The 20117-nt window shown below is 58.3% G+C and carries 16 protein-coding genes; 8 read left to right on the top strand and 8 right to left on the bottom strand.

Features of this window, described 5'->3' with window-relative positions:
* Positions 1–7: 7 nt before the first annotated feature.
* From grrM to ACR0FG_RS17725, 5 genes are all read right to left on the bottom strand, one after another.
* Positions 8–1123, bottom strand: a complete 1116-nt coding sequence (grrM, locus tag ACR0FG_RS17745; RefSeq protein WP_480894416.1) for a cyclophane-forming radical SAM/SPASM peptide maturase GrrM/OscB — start codon at positions 1121–1123, stop codon at positions 8–10.
* A 32-nt stretch (positions 1124–1155) separates the two neighbouring features.
* Positions 1156–1437, bottom strand: coding sequence for a hypothetical protein (locus ACR0FG_RS17740; RefSeq protein WP_480894380.1), 282 nt, complete (start codon positions 1435–1437; stop codon positions 1156–1158).
* A complete protein-coding gene (locus ACR0FG_RS17735; RefSeq protein ID WP_480894378.1) occupies positions 1424–4999 on the bottom strand; it encodes an nSTAND1 domain-containing NTPase in 3576 nt (1191 codons plus the stop codon). Before ACR0FG_RS17735 ends, ACR0FG_RS17740 begins: the two co-directional genes overlap by 14 nt.
* 1 nt (position 5000) lies before the next feature.
* Positions 5001–6575 carry a hypothetical protein gene (locus ACR0FG_RS17730; protein ID WP_480894376.1) on the bottom strand — a complete coding sequence of 525 codons (1575 nt, stop codon included), beginning with the start codon at positions 6573–6575 and terminating at the stop codon, positions 5001–5003.
* Positions 6576–6735: 160 nt separating this feature from the next.
* Positions 6736–7179 (bottom strand): RipA family octameric membrane protein, encoded by a 444-nt coding sequence (locus ACR0FG_RS17725; RefSeq protein WP_170713945.1) that lies wholly within the window; start codon positions 7177–7179, stop codon positions 6736–6738.
* 283 nt (positions 7180–7462) lie between these two features.
* Here ACR0FG_RS17725 and ACR0FG_RS17720 point away from each other — a divergent pair, with 283 nt between their 5' ends.
* From ACR0FG_RS17720 to ACR0FG_RS17700, 5 genes are read left to right on the top strand one after another with little or no spacing between them, the layout of a single operon-like run.
* The gene (locus tag ACR0FG_RS17720; protein WP_170713947.1) at positions 7463–8452 is read left to right on the top strand and encodes a glycosyltransferase family 2 protein; all 990 of its coding nucleotides are present in this window, start codon (positions 7463–7465) and stop codon (positions 8450–8452) included.
* Positions 8445–10121 carry a hypothetical protein gene (locus tag ACR0FG_RS17715; protein ID WP_480894374.1) on the top strand — a complete coding sequence of 559 codons (1677 nt, stop codon included), beginning with the start codon at positions 8445–8447 and terminating at the stop codon, positions 10119–10121. The genes ACR0FG_RS17720 and ACR0FG_RS17715 overlap by 8 nt, the downstream gene beginning before the upstream one ends.
* A gap of 8 nt (positions 10122–10129) precedes the next feature.
* Entirely contained in the window at positions 10130–11302 is a 1173-nt protein-coding gene (locus tag ACR0FG_RS17710; RefSeq protein ID WP_480894372.1) for a glycosyltransferase, read from the top strand.
* 4 nt (positions 11303–11306) lie between these two features.
* Positions 11307–12149, top strand: coding sequence for a class I SAM-dependent methyltransferase (locus ACR0FG_RS17705; protein WP_480894370.1), 843 nt, complete (start codon positions 11307–11309; stop codon positions 12147–12149).
* A gap of 4 nt (positions 12150–12153) precedes the next feature.
* Positions 12154–13071: a lysylphosphatidylglycerol synthase domain-containing protein gene (locus ACR0FG_RS17700; protein ID WP_480894368.1), complete on the top strand. Its 918-nt coding sequence runs from the start codon at positions 12154–12156 to the stop codon at positions 13069–13071.
* Positions 13072–13133: 62 nt separating this feature from the next.
* Here ACR0FG_RS17700 and ACR0FG_RS17695 read toward each other — a convergent pair whose 3' ends face one another.
* Positions 13134–14549 carry an RtcB family protein gene (locus ACR0FG_RS17695; RefSeq protein WP_480894366.1) on the bottom strand — a complete coding sequence of 472 codons (1416 nt, stop codon included), beginning with the start codon at positions 14547–14549 and terminating at the stop codon, positions 13134–13136.
* Positions 14550–15149: 600 nt separating this feature from the next.
* Positions 15150–16706 (bottom strand): RNA-binding protein, encoded by a 1557-nt coding sequence (locus tag ACR0FG_RS17690; protein WP_480894364.1) that lies wholly within the window; start codon positions 16704–16706, stop codon positions 15150–15152.
* Between the two features lie 173 nt (positions 16707–16879).
* Here ACR0FG_RS17690 and rtcR point away from each other — a divergent pair, with 173 nt between their 5' ends.
* Positions 16880–18442 carry an RNA repair transcriptional activator RtcR gene (gene rtcR, locus ACR0FG_RS17685; protein ID WP_480894362.1) on the top strand — a complete coding sequence of 521 codons (1563 nt, stop codon included), beginning with the start codon at positions 16880–16882 and terminating at the stop codon, positions 18440–18442.
* A 43-nt stretch (positions 18443–18485) separates the two neighbouring features.
* Here the strand turns inward: rtcR and ACR0FG_RS17680 are convergent, their stop codons facing one another.
* Positions 18486–18710: a hypothetical protein gene (locus ACR0FG_RS17680; RefSeq protein ID WP_480894360.1), complete on the bottom strand. Its 225-nt coding sequence runs from the start codon at positions 18708–18710 to the stop codon at positions 18486–18488.
* Between the two features lie 110 nt (positions 18711–18820).
* Between ACR0FG_RS17680 and ACR0FG_RS17675 the strand changes: the two genes are divergently transcribed.
* Positions 18821–19261, top strand: a complete 441-nt coding sequence (locus tag ACR0FG_RS17675; protein WP_480894359.1) for a hypothetical protein — start codon at positions 18821–18823, stop codon at positions 19259–19261.
* 80 nt (positions 19262–19341) lie between these two features.
* Positions 19342–20115, top strand: coding sequence for a class I SAM-dependent methyltransferase (locus tag ACR0FG_RS17670; protein WP_480894357.1), 774 nt, complete (start codon positions 19342–19344; stop codon positions 20113–20115).
* Positions 20116–20117 lie beyond the last annotated feature (2 nt).

Genomic DNA, 20117 nt, shown 5'->3' with positions numbered 1-20117 from the left:
CGGGTTATCAGAAACCAATCACCTGTTTGGTTGCCAGCCGGTGTTCGACCTCTGACAGGATGATATCGCCAAGCAGTTTCTTGGCGACCCGGCAATAGGCGGTCTCTGAGACATCGAACCGCCCGAACTCGGCCAGCTTGTTCGAGGGGCTGCCGCCGCCGCAAAGTTTGAAATGCGGGCAGGAGTCCCGGCACAGTTTGACGCCGTCCTGAATTTGGGTCTGCAGCGCCCGGAACGGAGCGGTGGCAAGCACGTCCTCGAACCTGTCGTGATGGACATTGCCCAGCGCCTGTCCGTCAAAGCCCCCGACCGCAACGCCTGCCAGTTCTGGTGAAAACGTGTGGATGCCGCCATCTGCATCCACCGTCACGATCCGGAAGGGTTGGTTTTCCTGATGCCGCCCTGGCCCCTGACGCGACGGGGCGCGCAGCTTTGCCAGCAGCTGCTCGACCTCACGCAGCCGGGGGCGGCGCCTGTCCAGACTGTGCCGGACAAGCCGCCGCAGAAAGGGGCGCAAGGCATCCGGGGACAAGCCATCAAGGCTGGAATTTGCGTGGACCCCTTCGGTTTCTTCGAAATTCAGCCCAAGTTGTGGCGGGTTCAGCCCCTCGAAGAAATCGATGAATTCATCTGTATGGGCCAGCGTCTGCGCGGTCACGACACAGATCACATGAGGCGACAGCCCCGCATCCGTCAGTTTCTGAAATCCGTCCAAAGCGGCCCGGAACGTGCCGCCGCCCTGTCGGGTTTTTCTGTTGTGATCATGCACAATTGCGGGGCCGTCCAGACTGACCCCGACCGAGACCTGACGCTCGCGAAAGAAATCACACCACGCGTCAGTGACCAGCACTCCGTTGGTCTGGAAGGCATGGCCGATCCGCACTCCCTTTGGAGTCAGCGCGGCGATCCGGTCCAGCGCCCGGGCGTACCAATCGACCGGCAGCACCATGGGTTCGCCTGCGTGCCAGACAATCGTCAGCTCCCGCCCGATCAACCCGCCCTGCGCCAACCATCTGACAGCGGCCTCGACGGTCTCGATCGACATGCGGCGACGATCGTTGCGGTGGTCGAGGTAACAATAGCGGCAATCGAGATTGCAAAAGGGCGTACCTTGCAGAACCAAAAGCTCTGCAACACCGCGGTAACGGATACGATCTAGTAGTTTACCCAGAAATTGGCCCAATTGCCCCAGTTACCCCAGTTCTGCCAGCAGTAGTTGCACCACAATTGCGCAATTTTCGACCGTGGCCGCGCGTTGTCTGGCTGACGCATATCCTGATCCCGCAGCGCCTTGCGGATGTCGGGCAAGCGGTCGATCACGGATGTCGGATCCTGCGGCGTGGCGCTGTCCTCGCCGTGCGACGACGAAGCACCTGCAGGAAGCAGCGCCAGCAGAAATGCTGCAAAAGCCCCAAGTTTTGTTCTACTGGGTCGCATCGGTGACGCTTTCCTGGATTTTGCAATCGTCCATAGTATAGCACACTTCGGTCAGCTCGGCGTTTGACACGTGCGCGGCATCCTTGACCGCGTCCTGCAGCGCTTTCAGCACATCGATGGCCGCGCCCAGATCGTTCAGCACCGGCAGGACAAAAACCTCGTCATCCTGCGTTTTCGCCAACAGATAGATGTGATCGTCATCGCCGCCATTCGGGCGGTGCAAGGCTGCGGCCTTGATGGGAAGATCGGGGATCGGCACCTGCTTTTTCTGGAAAAACCGCAGGCTGGGCAGGATATCGTTTTCATAGCGGTGACGCTGTTCATCCAGTGCGCTGCACCCCACGGCATCGTATTTGCGAAGGCCCGCGTTCTGATCGCCGCCCGCCTCTTCCGACACCGCAAGCGAAAGCAACGTGACCGGTTGCCCGCAATGTGAAACGGTCATTCTGACCGAAATCGGCAACCCGCCGGTTTTACCGCCCGGGGTGTTCAGCCGCAGAATATAGGTCTGTATTTCGTTCTCGGAGACTGAAATGTCATGCATCTCGATGGGCGTGTCCGGCCAAGGCATGGGCATTGGATGTGCCAGACCGGGAATGAATATTCCGACCAATTGATCTGCACGCGCGTTACCATCGCTGTTGGTTGTGAACCGGGCCGGTTCAAAGGCAAAACTGTAGATACCATTGTCACTGAACTTAAAGCTCTTGACCCTTGGCCCCTTGTGGAAGTTCTGGATATTCTGAAACCGCGCGTCAACCTCGCCAGTCCGGCTTCCGGGTTCGATCCTGACGAACCGAAGCCCCTGGGCCGAGCCTCCCCAACCGCTTGAAACCGCCTGTGGCATGACCATCGACACCTCGGGCATCGGGGTCGGATAGAACCTTGATCCATCCGGCGATTTATCGCGGGATACGGTCAGCACACGGCCCTTGCTGTCGGTGCAGATTTCTCCGGTCTGGCCGGGATGGAACTGCAGGCCAATGGTCTCGGGGCGAACATTCTCGAAAGGTTGTCTGCGGTCGTTGACAAATTCGAAGACGGCCTGTTTGGGACCCTGACCCTGGCTATCGGGCGGGTCGTCCCATGTCATGTTCAGACCCCATGGCCGATCATTGGTTGCCGCAATCTGTGTTTGTGTCGCGGCCGGATCGACGGCGAGGCAAGTTGCGTCTTCCTTCTGACCCGACAAAAGCCCCGGCATCGCGGTCCCGTCGTCTTGTCCCGTATGCGGCAAAACCTGATAGCGCGCGCCAAAAGTGTCCCGATATCTGTCGTTCAGGCTGACCAGCGCCAGAAAGATCTCGTCGTCCGAGCGCCCCGGATTGGCCCCCAGCAACCTGACGATGCCCTTAAGGCTGTCATAGTCATGGGCCCTGCGAACTGCGTTATAAACAAACGCGTACCAGGGCGGGTTCTTGACCATGAAACCGCTTTCCGAGTCACTTTCGAGATTGCTGCTGAGCGCCTCATAGCTTTTCTTGAACTCGTACAGATTGGCCCCGACAAGTTGCGAATGCTCGCCCGGAGACTTTGCCAGCGCCAGACCTTCGAGGATGTCGCGCTCGCGACTTTCCAGATGGTAGAGGCCGGCCAGAAAGGACGCGAACAGCAGGACAACCCCGACCAGCACCAGTGAAACCAGCTGCGTTTTCTTGCGCACTTTGGCGATGGCCTCTTTTCGCCGTAACGCCTCGACCTCGCGGATCTTGGTATCGCAGAGGCGCTTGCCCTCGTCATACCATCTGGTGTCCTGATCCTGCGCATCGACATTCGCCACCGGTGCCTCGTGACCCCTTGGTGCCGCAAACTCGTCCGAGTGGTCCTGATTCAACCGCCGCTGAACGGCGCGATGTATCCATTCCGGGCTGAACGTGTGGTCATAGACCCTTTGCGCTTCGATCTTTTCGGGTTTCAGGTACCGCGCATCAAACAGCATCTTCAGCTTTGGCAGGTCTTCATCCGAAACGGTTCCCTGCCGGACCGAATTTGCCAAAGCTCCGATGATATCGGATTCGCGATTGACCCAGCGGCGAATGTCCGAATTCCGGATCAATGCCTCATGCGTGACATCATACTGGTTTCTTTCGGCAACGGTGTCCGAGACCAGAAAGCCGCGATCAACCAGTTCGTTCAATGCGGCGCGCAGGGCATCTGCCTTGCGCGTATCATTGTCGCCGAAGATGGGATGAGACAGGCGCTGCCGGACCACGTCCTCGGGATCGACAAATTCGCGGTAGAAGCGCCCGTTCTCGTCCTTTGACGCAATCGCGCACAGCGTCGCCCTGAGCGCCGCCCGCGCAATCCCCTTGCGCAGGTCGTCCGACCGGCCCGCGGCATTGGCGCTGTCGGCGTAGCGGTCGATTGCAGCATCCAGCCCGGCGCGCACATCGCGCGACAGCGCGGTTTTCATCCAGTCGCCGGTCTTGCGCAGTGTGGCAAGCGCCTGATCGAAATCTTCTTCGGTGATCTCGAATTCCTGCGAGTCCTGCCCTGGTGGGCAGTTTTCAAGCTTCCAGGTCCACAGCCAGGTCAGTGCGTGCTGAAACAGAGGCAGGTGATCTTCCTTGTGATCCAGATGCGCCTGCGTATGGGCCACATCGGCAAGGATCCGGTCGACGACCTCTTTTTGAAACGGGGCTGTCGGCACGTCGCGGCGATAGGGAATACGCCAGCGGCGCAGGATCAGGCGGGCGGGCTGAAAAATCGCATCGCGCAGGTTCGACGGATCCAGCCAGTCAACCAGATAAAGCGAGCTGTTCACGATATCGGCCAGCCCCGGTTCCTGCGCGCAACGGTGCAGGTCTTCGGCGCGCATGGTGATAATCAGAAATACGCCCGGCGGCTTGCTGGCATGAACCTGCCGGATCATCGAAAACAGCGCCTCGGCCTGATCCGGGTCGACATTGTTGCGGAATATCTCTTCGAACTGGTCGATCAGAACCGCCAGATTGGCGATGCCCAGTCGCGGAGGCGGTCGCAGCGCGCGGTCCAGAGTGTCGAACCAGTTATGCGCCGAGACCAGCCCGTAATGGGTCGCATATTCATACTGCGCGACCTGCGGCATTTGCGAGTGGGTCAGCTCCTTGTCGATCCGCGACCAGATCATCTCTGCCGGAACACCGGATTCCTCGGCAAGCTGCGCGGCCTCGTCCGGGTTTTCCAGACGATCCTCGAAAATCTGGGTGTGCAGGGCCTTTTTGAGTTCATCCACCGGGCGGGTTGCGGGCCTGAAATCGATGGCGTCCCAGCCGCCCCTGCTTTTGCCGATCTGATTGGTGGCGTGGCGCAGCTTGCTCAGAACGCCTCCGCGCACAATCGAGGATTTGCCGCTGCCGGAACCACCGACAACAAAGATGACCTGACTATCGCCCAGGCGTTCCAGAATACCTTGAATCGCCTTTCGCCGCCCGAACAGCAGCCGCGAATTGGTCGCCGTAAAATACCGCAGGCTGACATAGGGAGAAACAAGCCCGTAGCTGTCTTTTTGCCCCTCAGCCTGCTGCACGCGGCGACGGCGATACGCGTCGAGATAGGCGGAGAACCCGGTTTTCCCGGTCATATCACTGACCATTGCTTTGCACCGCGACTGAGTTGCGGAAATTGCGGAACTGTGTCCGGACCGTTTTCAGATAGGCGGGGTCAAAGAACGGCTTGTTTTCATCCCCATCCTCGCGGCGTACCGGCAGGACCAGCCAGTCGAACGTACTGCCCTGCACGATCCCGGTCTCAAACAGGTCGGTCTCGTTGAAAAACTGCACCAGCACGCCAAAAACTTGCCGGTCTTCACCGCAATCGGCGTTGCGGATCTCGTCCTCGAACGCATCGAACCGCGCCATGACATGTTCGCGCAGCGCATCGATGTTGTTCAGCGCGGTTGGGGGCGCGTCCTTGTCAAGGATCGTCAGGACCAAAGGCGTATCGGATGGGTATCGTTTGAGCGTCTTTGCCAGCGCCTCGGGCGTATCGATGATCTGGGATCCTGTGCGCGCAAGGACTTTCTTGCCATCTTCCGATTTCAGCCGCCTGCGGGCTTCGCGCGGATACCACCGCGTCAGCGGATCAAACAGGTTCTGCGCCATCTCGAACCGTGCCTGCAATTGAGGCCCTGATCCAAGGATATTCTGGATGGCCTGACCGGGCTCGGGGCCCTCGATGGACCGGCATGGAAACTCCGGCGAGATTTCTGGCACCTCACCATCGCGGAACCAGACAAACCGTTCACCCGCTATGGGGGCCGTTTCAGGATCTGCTTCGGCGCTAAGCAGAACACATAGCCGTTCTTCGATCGTGCTCAGCTTTCTTGCATCGACCGAGCCGCCAAACGCCACCTGCAGGCTCGGATCGTCCGACATCATCAGAACGTGTTTCTTTTTGCCCGCGACACGGCGCAGGATCTCTTGCTTGTCCTCGCTCAGCAGCTCAGGCAACACCCATTGATCACCGATATCCTCGACCTCGATCTTGAGCGGAGCAAGGGTGTCGCGCAGCCCGTCGATCAGGGCGTCATATCCTTCGAACGCTTCCGCGACAGGGGTGGTCAATCCGCCCAGAACAAGCAGGACCTGCCCTTCATCCTTGGGCCGGGCGGGCTCTTGAGTGTTGGATTGGCGCGCTTCTTTGACCAGCGCATGATGCCCCTGAACATACGTCACGATCTGCTTGAGCTGGTTCGAGACCGGATCGCTGAGGCGGTATTTCCCCGAGGTATCCTTGCCCGGCTCGCCCTTCACATGATGGGACAGGTCCAGATAGGTGCTGTTTTCAATGTCGATGCCTTTGCCGAAATCAGCGTGTTTCTGGCACATCTCGTTCCAGCCCGACCGGCCCTTGTCACTGAGAATGATCGGGATGACGATCTTGCGGTCGCCCCAATCCTTGGACCAGGTGTCAAATTCCCATGCAGCGACTTTGTCATCGGCAAAATAGTCGTCATGGATCAGCGCCACAAAGATCTCGGACGCATCCACTTGTTTCTGCAGCGCTTCGTATAATTTGGCACCGCCGGGGATCGGGTTTTCCACCCAATCATGGGTATCCCATCCGCAATCGCCTTCGAAACGCTTGGCCAGCGCGCTGACAATCAGCTCGGACCACAGTTCCAAAGCACTGGTATAACTGAAGAAAACTCGGGGCATAGCAAACAACAAGATATGTAAATTTACAAAAACAATAGACATAATATGGCGGATAAACTGCCCTATAGTCAAGTTACGCCTGAATTCATCAATTCAGGGTTGCAGGCAGAGACAATATGGCCGTCGACTCGGCATCGCAGCGCCGAGGTCTGACCAGGGGTCAGTAACCCAGCGCGTGGGCCAGGATCACGCAATAAAGCGCAATGAAGCTGGCCGGGATCACACGTTCTATTGATGAAAAATCAAGGCGATTATCGCTTTTGAGATATTCATATTCTTTCGCGTACATCCGGTGCGGCAGACCCTCTTCGATGTCGTTAAGCACCTTGAACTTTGCCGTGTTCAGCTTGCGATAACTGGTCAAAAGCGCAATCCAGGCCAAACAGGACAGAATCCCGGCCGTCGGGATGGCCCATTGCCAGACCAGCACCGCAGTTGTTTCCGCCTTATCCCCGTTGGCCGAAAGGTACCCATATAGCGAGGTGATGGCGCTGTTGACGCTCAGCATCCATTTGTTGTTGCTTGCGCGCCTATCGCTGACCTTTTCCGCGCTTTCAAGAAAAAGCTCATATTGTTTGAAGGACAGGGCATTCTCATCAACCATGAGGTTTTCTCCAACAAATGAACGGAAACATACCGGGTTTGAAAATCAACACTATGGCGACCAAGAGTGAAGACGCACCGCGCCCGTGTCAATGTGGCCGTCCAAACAGAGAAAGCACAGACTAGGCAAAGTGCCCGGAAGCCAGGACCTCGACGCGCTTTGCTTCAATCTAGAAAAGCTGCGGCAATCGTTTCAGATTGCGCAACAATTGCCCTTTTTGGACATAATTCTGTCCCAAAATCAAAGGTAACTGTGCCAGCATCGTTATCAATGTGGCATGATCATGAAACTTGTCGTTCAAATCCCGGCGCTTAACGAGGAGGAAACCCTTGCGGAGGCGATCGCGGCGATTCCCCGATCAATTCCGGGCATTCATAGTGTCGAGGTTCTGGTCATCGACGACGGCTCCACCGACCGGACTGTAGAAGTCGCCTGGAACGCCAACGCCGATCATGTTTTGGAGTTGAGCAGTCATGTCGGCCTTGCCCGCGCGTTCAGTGCCGGGATCGAACATGCCCTGTCGTTGGGGGCCGATGTGATCGTCAACACCGACGCCGACAACCAGTATTGTGCGGATGATATCCCTGCCCTGATCGAGCCGATCCTGAAACGTCAGGCACAGATCGTGGTTGGGGCCCGCCCGATCTCTGAGATCGAAAGTTTCTCGCCGCTGAAGAAGGCTCTGCAGCGGATGGGCAGCTGGGTCGTGCGTCTTGCCAGCAAGTCGGAAATCCCCGATGCGCCCAGCGGATTTCGGGCCTATTCCCGCGACGCTGCGGCCCGGCTTTGTGTCGTCAACACATATACTTACACGCTGGAAACGATCATTCAGGCCGGTCGCAAGCACATTCCGATGACCTCTGTACCAGCCCGCGTCAACAAGGTGACGCGCCCGTCCCGCCTGTTCAGGAGCATCCCGGAATACGTCGCCCGCTCTGCACGCACGATCCTGAGGGTCTTTGTGATCTACGCACCGCTGCGGTTCTTCCTGACACTTGCAGCAATCTTTGCCCTGCCCGGTCTCATTGGGGTCGGTCGGTTCCTGTATTACTATGCCACGGACGGCGGGGCCGGGCATATCCAATCGCTGGTTTTGTCCGGTGTGTTGCTGGCTATGGCGACAATTCTGTTTGCGGTTGGCATTCTGGCAGATCTCATCGCCGTCAATCGCAGCCTACTGGAAGACATCCGCGCACGCGAATTGCTGCGCGCGCCCCGCAAACCAATCGAGGTGGTCCCCCTTGATACGGCCAGGGCGGTGGAGAATGGATAATCCGGCCATCGATGGTCAGAGTTTCGCCAAGCCGGTCGAGGTGATACCTCTTGAACGTGCCATTCGCGCCTGCATCGCCGGGTTCTTTGCGCTGCTGTTGGTGGTGGCTTTTACGAATAATGTAAACTGGGACGAGTTCTATTTTCTGTCCCATGTCCATGCCTTTCTGGACGGTCGGTTAGATCGGCCGATGCAGACCTTTTTCGTCCACGGCTTTACATGGCTCGACGCCTTGCCGGGCCATGAGATGGAGCAGATTTTTGCAGCTCGTGTTGCTATGGTTGCTTGTCTCGGCCTGACTGCGTTTTCGATCCATCGCATCGCGCACCACTTCACGGATCGGTTTTCTGCTGACATTGCAGTTCTGGGTTTTCTGACCTCGGGTTTCGTTCTGGCGCATGGTGCCAGCTTCCGGTCCGATCCGATCGCGGCAGCGCTGCTGACCTCGGCGATTGCGATTTTGCTGACCACGCGCCTGTCCATCTGGCAGGTGATGGCTGCCGCGTTCCTGAGCGCCCTTGCGGTACTGGTTACGATCAAATCGGCGCTGTACCTGCCCGCATTTCTCGCGGTGCTATTGTATCGGGCAACGGATCGCAAAGCGGCGGCCCAGATCATCGCCACCGGTGTATTGGCGAGCGGCATATGTGTCTTGCTTTACCTGTGGCACGCATCCGGCATTCGCGTCGCCGAAGGGAATGAGACTGCGACCAATGCCAAAGACGCGCTGCACACCACGCTGTTGAAAAGCGGGCTTTTCCCACGAAAGGCTGAATTACTGAGCTGGGCGATGTTCAGCCTGCCCCAGATTGTGCTTGCTGGCATCGGATTAGCCTCCAGATGGAATACCCGAAGGGCCTTATTGCTGATCCTCTTCGCTGCGCCGCTGTTTGTGGTGGTGATATACCGAAATGCGTTTGTGTATTTTTTCCCTTTCGCGGTGCCGCTATTGATGGTGGCGGTCGCGTTCGGGGCGCAACGGCTGGGATCGTCGCGTCACCTGGCACTGCTGGTAGCGGGAATGTTGGCGGGGCTTGGCATTCAGGCTGCCCAAACCCTGTCTGATCGCGCAGATACTCAACGTGCCACGATTGCAGAGATACATCGCCTTTTTCCTGAACCGGTGGCCTATATCGACGACAGCCACATGATCTCGACCTTTCCGAATTCCGGGTTCTTCATGTCAGGTTGGGGGGTCGCGCGCTATCGGGCAGTGGGTCAGCCTGTTTTTTCCGAGCTTATCGACATGTACCAACCGCCCCTACTGATCGCCAACAAAACGGCACTGGCGCGGACGATGGATCCCATGTTGCCAGACGGAGCCGCGCCGGTCCTTCTGGCTGAGGATCATGAGTTGCTCCGAAATACATATGTGCATTATTCGGGGTCGATCTGGCTTGCAGGGCGGGCGGTTACGCTGACCAGTGAACCGGTCCAACTGAAGCTCCCGTTCGCGGGAAAATATCGCGTGGAAACCAGCGGTCCGGTGCAGATCAATTCGAATGTCGTAAAGTCTGGCGAAGTGCTTGGCGTCGGATCAGAACCATTGACGATTGAGGGGACGGAAGGGGTTACAGTGAGGCTGATTTGGGATACCGGCGCAGCCCCGATTGCCCCGGACAGCCTGGGCCGCGATATCTATGCCGGCTTCCGGAGGTTGACACTGTGAAAAGCGAGATGTCCCTCCCCTCTGCCGCGGCGCTTGCTGCACCGGCGCCACCTGAATCCTGTGGCAGACGGGTGGTCTTCTGGGGCACGTATGACCTCAGCAAACCGCGCACCCGGATATTGCGCGCAGGGCTGCAGGCACTGGGTGTTGAGGTGATCGAAATCCACGCCGAAATCTGGCCGAAACATGCCGACAAAAGCCGGTTGAACCTGATGGTGATGATCCTTGTGTTGTTCCGCGCGCTGTGGGTCTATCCGCTGCTGATCCTGCGGTATCTGCGGGCACCCCAACACGACGCGGTGTTCGTACCTTATCTCGGGGCGCTTGATACGCTGGCCTTGTGGCCCTTCGCCCGGTTACGGCGGAAACGGATCACCTGGGACATGTTCCTTTCGCTTTACGACACCGTCGTCAATGATCGTCGCATGACCACGGCAAGAACACCGGCAGCGTGGATGCTGTGGGCCACCGAATGGCTGGCTTGCCGCGCCGCACACCGGGTTTTGCTGGATACCCGGGCACATGCTGAACATATCTCTGGGATTTTCGCTTTGCCCGCGCATAAGTTCGGGGCCGTGCCAGTAGGGGCCGAGCCGGGGTCTTTCCAGCGCTTGCCTGCGCCTGCACCCCATGACGGGGCCACACGGGTGCTGTTCTATGGACAGCTTATCCCACTGCACGGGCTTGAAACAATTCTGGCCGCAGCAACCTCGGAGCGCGGCCGAAAGATAGACTGGCATCTGATTGGCACCGGACAGGAACAGGAATTGCTTGAGACAACGCTGGCGGGCGATGATCACGACCACATCCGCTGGCAGGACTGGGTGCCCTATGAGGATCTGACCGAGGCTATTTCGCAAGCCGATATCTGCCTTGGCATCTTTGGAGCTTCGGGCAAAGCAGCCTCGGTCGTGCCAAACAAGGTTTACCAGGCGCTTATGTCCGGTCGTTCGGTCATCACCCGAGACTCCGTTGCCATGACGGAAATGTTCGGCACGAGTGCTCGGGGTTTGAAGCTGATCCCTCATTCCGATCCCACGGCTCTGCTGGACGCCATTGCCGAATTGCGGACCGAAGGCTATCCGGTGCTGCCTGCGGACAGGTTGAAATTGGCGCAACCGCCCGAGATCGCCCACGCGCTTTGCAAATACCTGTTTCATTGCTTGCCTCAAGCTGGATAGATTTATGATCGACGTAACAGACCCCCACACCACCACAGTACCTGAGCCCGATGTCATCGTCCGGCACCGGCACTTCGGTCTGGCCATTCCGGCACTGCAATGGGTGCCCGCACCGCGCTATTTGTTGCGGCGCGATGTTATTCTTAATGCGGCGCGGCAGCTTGTGCCTGGACGGCTTCTGGAAATCGGTTGTGGTGCTGGTGCCTTGTTGGATGACCTGAGCGAGTTAGGGTTTTCAGCAGTAGGTGTTGATCAGTCCCCATCTGCACGCCGCATTGCCGATGCGTTACTGGCCGAAACCCGCGATGTCGAAATCCGCGAAACCCATGAGGGGCTTGCTCCGGAGAGCTTTGATCATCTGGCCGCGTTCGAAGTGCTGGAGCATATCGAAGACGACCTTGCAGCGCTTTCCGACTGGGCGCGCTATCTGAAACCAGACGGCGGCCTGATTGTCTCGGTGCCAGCGCATCCAGAACGCTGGAACCCGGCCGATGTTTGGGCCGGGCATTATCGGCGATACCGCCGTCAGGATCTAGTCAACCTGGTTGAAAACGCTGGTTTCACGGTTGAGACGATCCAGTGTTACGGCTTTCCGCTGGCCAACCTCATGGAACGGCTGAGCGCCCGCGTCTACGCCCGTCAGACCCGGAAGCGCGGCGGCGCTGAGATGAGCCAGGACGACCGCACGGGTGCCAGCGGCTCTGACCGCAGTCTGCTGACCCGCATCTGGCCGATCTACAGTTCGTTCGCTGGAACGCTGGCAATGCGACTGGCCTTCAAAGCACAGAAAATGTTCCTGAATGGCGACCGGGGCATCGGCTATCTTATCGTCGCCCGCAAGTCCTGACGCGATGGCCGCCGTCCTGCGCTATCTCGGCACCGCCGCCGCACTGGTTTTTATCGGTGTGATCCTAGCGCGTCACGCGGGCGACATGGCATCACTCAACCTCGGGTCCGGCACCGCCCGGCTTACGCTGGCAGGCGGACTGGTTTTATATATTCTTTCACAGCTAATCGGCGCCACGGCCTGGCGGATAACGCTGCGCCTTCATGATGTGGATCTGCCGTTTGCCCGCGCCGAAAGCCAGTTGATGGTGTCGCAGATCGGAAAATACATCCCCGGGAACGTGGCTCATTTTCTGGGGCGCTACGCACTCGCGCGGAGCGACGGAGTCGCATCCGCGATTATCGGATCATCGCTATTGCTCGAGATCGGATTCCTGCTCAGCAGTGGCGTTCTGATCGTCGGGCTTTTGCTACTGACGATGCCCGATTTCGTTGCTGCTATTATGGCGGACCTTCCTGAAACCTCGATTGGCGGTTCGGCGCTAATACTTTTCGGGGGGCTTTTGATCTGTATCGTGATCGGCTTGTTCGTGACCTGGCGCAAAGCGGGAAAACCCGAACTTTCGCTTACGAAATGCCTGATCATACTGGCGTTGCACAGCTTCAACTTTCTGGTGCTTGGCATATCTCTGTGGTGCGTCGCGCGGGCGATTGATCCCGCCGGTAGCACCAATATGTGGCAATGCATGACGATCTTTACGACCGCGTGGGTGACCGGTTTCCTGATGCCCGGAGCGCCCGGTGGTATCGGTGTTCGGGACGGAATCATCGCTCTGGGGCTCGGGCTTTTCATCGGTCAGGGCGCCGGTCTGAGCGCGGCAATTGCCCATCGTGCGATCTCGGTTCTGGGGGATGTAAGCGTGTTCGGACTGGGTCTGGCGTTGCGTCGAAACCAAAACCGCCGCGCACAGAAATCCGCATAAGCGCCGACTTGGATGCCGGTTTCGGAACTTCGAAGCCGAACGCCGCGGAAGACGTCGGCAGGTCACCGACGTCCCTTTTTCTTGGCTTTCCAGAACGAGGGCACATCTCCGGCCATGATACAGCCATACGGATCGATATAGTCCTCGATCTCGGCCAGGTCGTAAGATTTGATCTGTGCCACGACGCTGTCTGCGCTTTTGTAGCTGGATGGCAGCTCGGATGCATCGACACCACCGGCATGAAACCGGATATCCAGACCTTCGGTTTCAGCCTTCAGCATCTGATCAGGCGTCACTGAACCCATCCGGCGCTTGTGTTCGGAACGTGAATAGTTTCGTCCAGCCCCGTGCGGACTAAAGCCCAGACCGTGCCCGGCATCCTTGCCCCGCACCACCAGAACCGGTTCGGACATGTTCAGTGGGATCAGCGTCAGACCTGTTGCGTCCGCTGCATAATCCCCCCACGCCGGGGTCGCCCCCTTGCCGTGGTAGAACAGATCACCCCGTTTGAAGACGAAGTTGTGCTCGTTCCAGAACCGCTCACCCACGTCGCCGATGCGCGCGGCCTCGACCGTTGCCTGGTGGATCGCGTTATGGTTGGCCTTGGTCCATTTCCGGATCAGTTGCAGTGCCTCCCAATAATTGCGGCCTTCTTCGGTATCTGCCGGAATCCAGGCATTCTGTTTAGGCGTTTGCGGCGACAGTTCCTTACGGAACCGTTCGGCCACGGCCATGCCATTCTTGTACAGAACCGCCCCCGGCCCGCGTGAGCCGTGATGGGTCACAATTGCCGTCCGCCCGGTCTTGCGCGAGCGCCCAACAAACAGGAAATGGTTTCCATCGCCCTGCGTCCCCATATGCTCCTGCGCCATGCGCAGCGATTTGGGGTTGTCCAGAAACGGGTTCTCGCGGAACGCGTCCAGCAATCTCATCGATGTCGTGAAACGTTTCCCTTGTGGGCGGCCACCGGGGCCGAAATGCGTGACCGATTGCGCGGCGTCCAGCACTGCCTTGGGGTCCGCATTCCCCAGATCCGTGATCATGACCGAGCAACAGATATCCGCCGAGTGCATCCCCGGATGGATCGCATTCCGCGCAGCCGCGACGCCGCCGACCGGGATCGTTCCCACCGGTCCTGCCGGACAGGCGTCCGGCATAATCGCACCGGCCTCAATCGTGGGTGTCCGCATCAGCGCCGTCATCGTCTCGCGCACCTTTGAGACGTTGTCCTCTTCGTCCGGATGCCCCGCGTCGATATTCTCGTGAAACGAGATCTGTCCGCTCGGGCGCAGGTCCATCGTCGGCGGGACCGGGGGGATTTCACCTTCCAGCTCCTGCCGGATACGCACCAGCCCAAACCCTTCGGCCCGCATCTCATTCGCACGCGCCAGCAGGGACGGGAATTGTTTGCCGGGGCGATGCCCCCAGTCTTTCAGATGTTCCCCGGTCACGGGGTCGAATGTGTTTTCTTCAGTCATCTTCGTTTACTCGCGTTCCCAATTTGAATGGGCGACAAAATGTTCGCAAACCGATATTTTCCGCCACCGGATTGCTCCGGGCTGGGTTCGAACCAGCACAACATGGGTGTCCATGTCTCCCTTTCGGGCGCGTCTACCAGTAGGTCAGCGGGCATTCGCCCAACTTTTCTTTGGCCCCGGCGACAAAGGGTGAAGAAACAGGTAGGGAGGCCCGCCCCGCATCTGAATGGGCAGATGCGTTTGCCGTCTGGGCGTCGGCACAGAGGGGAGTTGAACCCGCTCGACCTGTCCCTGTTGAGCCATGTAGTTCCTTCGGCATTCGCCGGGATATTCCTTTCGTTTTGAAGCCTCGACGACAAAGGTTTGGTGAAACATCCTGCTCTACCTGACTGAGCTACCGCCCGTCCCCATGGGGCTCGGGCGAGCGGGATTCGAACCCGCGACCCGGAGATTAACAATCTGTAGTTCCACCGGCATTCGCCGAGACATATTCCTTTCAATTCGGGTCAGGCAGACAAGGGTTGGTGAGACAGCGCCCTTTGACGGGCGCGGATCGGTTACAGCGATGTAGTCCCACCGGCATTCTGCCTGACCCGTTTTTCATAGTTCGATCTTCTCGATCTCACCGACCCAGTGATCCGGGCCGGTTTTCCCTTCGGCAAAAGCTGCGATCTGGTCAAAAACCGCATCCGAAAACCCGCCGACATTCAACACATCGGCACGTGTCTGCGCCTGTGTGGTCCCGTATGGGGCGATGTCGATACAGACCAGCTTGGCCTTTGGGTTGCGACGCTTGATCACCTCCCATTCCTTCAACATCGCCGTCCCCTGCCCGCCGCCCCTAGCATCAACCCAGGACTGGTTATCGGACACAAACACCACCAGATCCGGCGCGCGGCCGCGTTTGTTCAGCCAGGCCAGCGGCGCAGAACAGTTCGTTCCACCACCTGCCAATGCAGCCAAACGCTCGGCGTTGGTCAGGATCGTGTCGCGCGGCTCGGGACGTACATCGCGTACATCGAAATCGAACGGCAGCACCTGACACCCGCGGTTCGCGCGAAGGAAGGACGCCGCGACCAGCGCCGCCACATCCACGTGACGCACGGCCGAGGTTGCCCCCGGGCGATACCCGGTCACGGCCCATGTCATCGAACCCGAAACGTCCGGGCACACGACAACCTGGCCCGAGACCTGAGGCACATTCTGCACCGCGATTTCCATCGCATCGTGCAGCGCGTCCACGATCTTGCGCGGCATATCGCCGGTCACGTTTTGCGCCGCGACCATCAACTGGTACGGAAACGCACGCGCCTTGGTGATAGCCTTCGGGTCGCGCAACAGCGCTGCCACGTGATCCACGTTCCTGGCCACGCCGAAAACGCCGTGACGCTGGAATGTGTTCAGGTTTTGCCGCACCATCTGCCACGACCCCTTTCGCGCGATCCGCGCCCACTGCTCAGACGACAGTTCCAGTTGCGTCAGCATCTGGAACGGCACCTCCGGCACCGGACCCTTGCCGGTTTCCCGAAACGCGATCCAATCCTGCAGGGCCCGTGGCAGCCGTGCCAGATTGCACGGCCGCCCGACGATCCAGGCAAACAGTGCCTCCCGCGCGGCCGAAGCCGGTTTCGGGTGCACCATCTTGATCACGTCCGCCAAAGACGGGTCATTCCCGATATTGGCGTTCAGCAGCGCTCGGTCAGACGCGGTGTTCAACCAGGTCTGCACCATGGCTTTCGGCGCAGATCCCAGAGACTTGCGCCCCGTCTGACCCGATCGGATGACCTGCACAAACGTGCGCAGCATCTTGCCGTTATCGACCACACGGGCGAAAGCCGCACGAAACAGAACCGGATCACGCCGGGCCAGAATGGCCAGCAGCACGGCGGGCATATCCTTCATGTATCCCGACTGGCGGGCATAGATCGCCGCCTGCGCCAGAAAGCGCGGATCAACAGCTTCGGCCACATCCAGAACGTATTCCAGTTCTTCCTGCGGCGACTGATAGAACATGCCCCCGAAAGTGCCGGTCACGGCGACCTGTGCCAGAGCATGGGCATCGGAATAAGCGTAAGCCGGCGCGCCATGGGCGTTCTTTGCAGTTGTTTTTGGCAGCAACCGGCCCTTGATCGATGCAAACACGGATTTGTTCGCCATTTCTTTGTCCTCGTTTGTTTGTGAGATTGTTTTGCCATGGCTATGGCTGCGATCAGAGAAAAACTTACCACCAGCGCAACCATTTGATTTGCTTGATAAATCATGACTATTGATGAAATTCACACCCAAGAGTACGATACAAAAAGATCGTGAAATATAAAAATAGATAGCGCATGAAGAACATCGTCATCGGATTCCTCGGTACGCAACTGGACATGGGCAAGAAACGACGCTGGAAGCCGACGCCCAGCCTGACGATCCACGACCATTTCAATGTCGACCGGCTTGAGCTGCTGCACGATCACAAGTTCAATCGCCTCGCCCATCAGGTGAAACGCGAGATCGAAGAGCTCTCGCCCCGGACCGAGGTACTGCTGCACCGCATGGACCTGACCGACCCGTGGGACTTTCAGGAGGTCTACGGCAAGCTGTTCGACTTTGCCCGCGCCTATGGGTTTGACGAGGATCGCGAACAATATCATGTCCACCTGACCACCGGCACACATGTGGCGCAGATCTGCTGGTTTTTGCTGACCGAAAGCCGTCATATCCCGGCGCGGCTGATCCAGACGGGGCCTCCCGGACCGAAGGACGACGCACCAAAGTTCGACATTATTGATCTGGATCTCAGCCGCTATAACGCACTGCAGCAGCGGTTCGACCAGCTGTCGCGCGAATACAGCGACCAGCTAAAAGGCGGAATCGAAACACGCAATCCGCCATATAACGCTCTGATCGATCGGATCGAGCTGATCGCCAGCAACTCGGACGAACCCATCCTGCTTTTGGGGGAAACCGGCACCGGTAAGACCGAATTGGCCGAACGCATACACAGCCTGAAACTGGATCGCCGCCGCATCAAAGGCCGACTGGTGCATGTCAACTGCGCAACCTTGAATGGACCAGATGCGATAGCAACGCTGTTTGGCCAGCGCCGCTCGTACCTTGGTGCAGCGGGGACTGAACGCAGCGGTTTGCTGCGCGAAGCTGATGGGGGCGTCTTGTTTCTGGACGATGTGGACGAGTTGAACCCTAATATGCAGGCGGTTCTGCTGCACGCGATCGAGACCGGGCGGTTTTACCCGTTGGGGTCCGACCACGAAATCTCAAGCCGGTTTCACCTGATCGCCGGGGCCAATCGGGATTTGCGCAGTTTGACTGCCTCGGGGCGGTTTCGTCCGGATCTTTTGGCCCGCTTGAACACCTGGAGCTTCACCTTGCCTGCGCTGCGCAACCGCACCGAGGACATAGAGGCCAATCTTCTGCATGAACTGGACCGCTGTGAACGGGATTTGGGCACCCATGTCGGGTTTAACTCGGATGCACGTGCGCGTTTTCTGGACTTTGCCAAAGACCCGGCGACCCAATGGCCGGGAAACTTTCGTGATTTTTCCGGATCAATCCGCAGGCTGTGCACCCTTGCGCCGCGTGGCCGCATCACCCGGGCGATGGTTGCTTCCGAAATCGAGACGCTTGAAACGGATTGGCGGTCAGCCCAGTCCAACGATGATTTCAAGCTGGTCGCTGATGTGATGGGCGACGCTGTATCGGATGTGGACCCGTTTGACCTTGTGCAACTGGCCGAAGTAATTCGGGTCTGTCGCAAATCCTCGAGCCTGAGCGCTGCGGGGCGGGCCCTGTTCGCGGTGTCGCGTAGTAAACGCAAGACCCAGAACGACGCGGATCGGCTGAGAAAATACCTGAGCAAATTCGGGTTGGAATGGGGTACGATCTGAACCTCGCGATCTTAGATGCGATCCTCTGCCCATTGCGATCAGGCTATTGGACGGTATGGCCGTCGACAAGCAGCTTCAACACTTCCTTGTTTTTCGTATAGTCCTCGTGCACAGCCACCGGGTTCGCCACCGTACCAAACCAGGTCGAGGTGTTCGAAACCATGACATTCATGACCGATAAATCCCCGTCATTGCCTTTGTCCGGGACAAATCGGAGACTCAGAACATTGTTCGGGTCACTGATTTCGACCACCTGCAGGTCCGACACGGGCTGATCGGCATCCGCGCTACGTTTGCGGGCATTCTGCAGGTAGCCAAAGAAGCTCTGTTGCGCCTTGGTTGTCCCCCCTCGTTCATCTTATCGGTCAGACGTAGCAAGTGAATCTGGTTGGATATGAGGAAGATCAGCTGAAGATCGCGGGAAAGACGCGTATCCAGCGCGTGGCGACGGCCGGTGGCGTTGTTATCGTCCACGATCTCTTGCATCGCATCCAGAAGAATTCTGCTGCCCAGACTCTGGCCGATCACCACGACCGGCCGACCATCACCGGCGGTCAACAGACAACGCCCTTGGTGCATCTGGCCCTCGAATGCCGTGCATATCTGCGACTTGACCCAGCTCCGTATCCTGTCCCCGGTCGCGCCCGAATAGACAAAAGCATCCGCGACGCAGTCGGCAATGAATCTATCGGAGATGTATGTGTTCAGTCTGGCCCGCCAATCCGCCATGCCCTGCTGCGACGCCAACTCGACGTTGACAGATCATCCCATCGCGAGACGCTGTACCACCTCCGATGTCAGCTTCGGGTCCGTATCTGAGGCTGGTGCGGCGATCGCATCCCTCGTTTAAGATGAGCCCGTGAGCGTGATTGCACGCCAGTCATAACCAGGAGACCGACATGGACCCGGATGGCCATTTTGGCGAAACTGTTGCCAAAACATACGACCAAGACCACGGAGGCACAGACGCAGCCCTGATTGACGCGACGGTTGGTTGCCTTCTCGAATTGGCAGGTGGAGGCAGCATTCTTGAATTTGCCATTGGAACAGGTCGGATCGCACTACCGCTATCGGAGGCAGGTTGCGACGTCCACGGTATCGAGCTTTCTCGGGCCATGGTAAAGCAACTGCGCAAGAAGGAAACCGGCCCACCGATGAACATCGTCGTGGGCGATATGGCTGAGGCACATGTGCCAGGTGTTTTTTCCTTGGTCTTTCTCGTCTTTAATACGATTGAAAACCTCACATCCCAAACAACTCAAACAGCCTGCTTCATGAATGCAGCCCGGCATCTGACGGACGGTGGGCGCTTTCTCGTTGAAACTCGTGTTCCGCCAATTCAGCACCTCCCGTTTGGCACCAACAATTTAACATTTTCGTGCAACAAGCAGCACATTGGCGTCGATGAATTCGACCTGACAAATCAACGGTGCACGTCACACCACGTTTGGATGAGAGGTGCTGAGCACAAGTACCTTTCCATTCCATTCCGGTACGTTTGGCCGTCCGAGTTAGACTTGATGGCGCAGATCGCAGGAATGGAGTTGGAGTATCGTTGGGCCGATTGGGACAAGTCGACTTTCACAAACGTCAGTCAGCGGCACATTTCAGTTTGGAGGAAACCGCCACTTAGCAACGTAAATCGTCCAACGACTTCGTCCTGCAGGCTGTGAGT

The organism is Ruegeria sp. E1, assembly GCF_056534225.1.
This window is presented reverse-complemented; position numbering and strand designations above follow the sequence as displayed.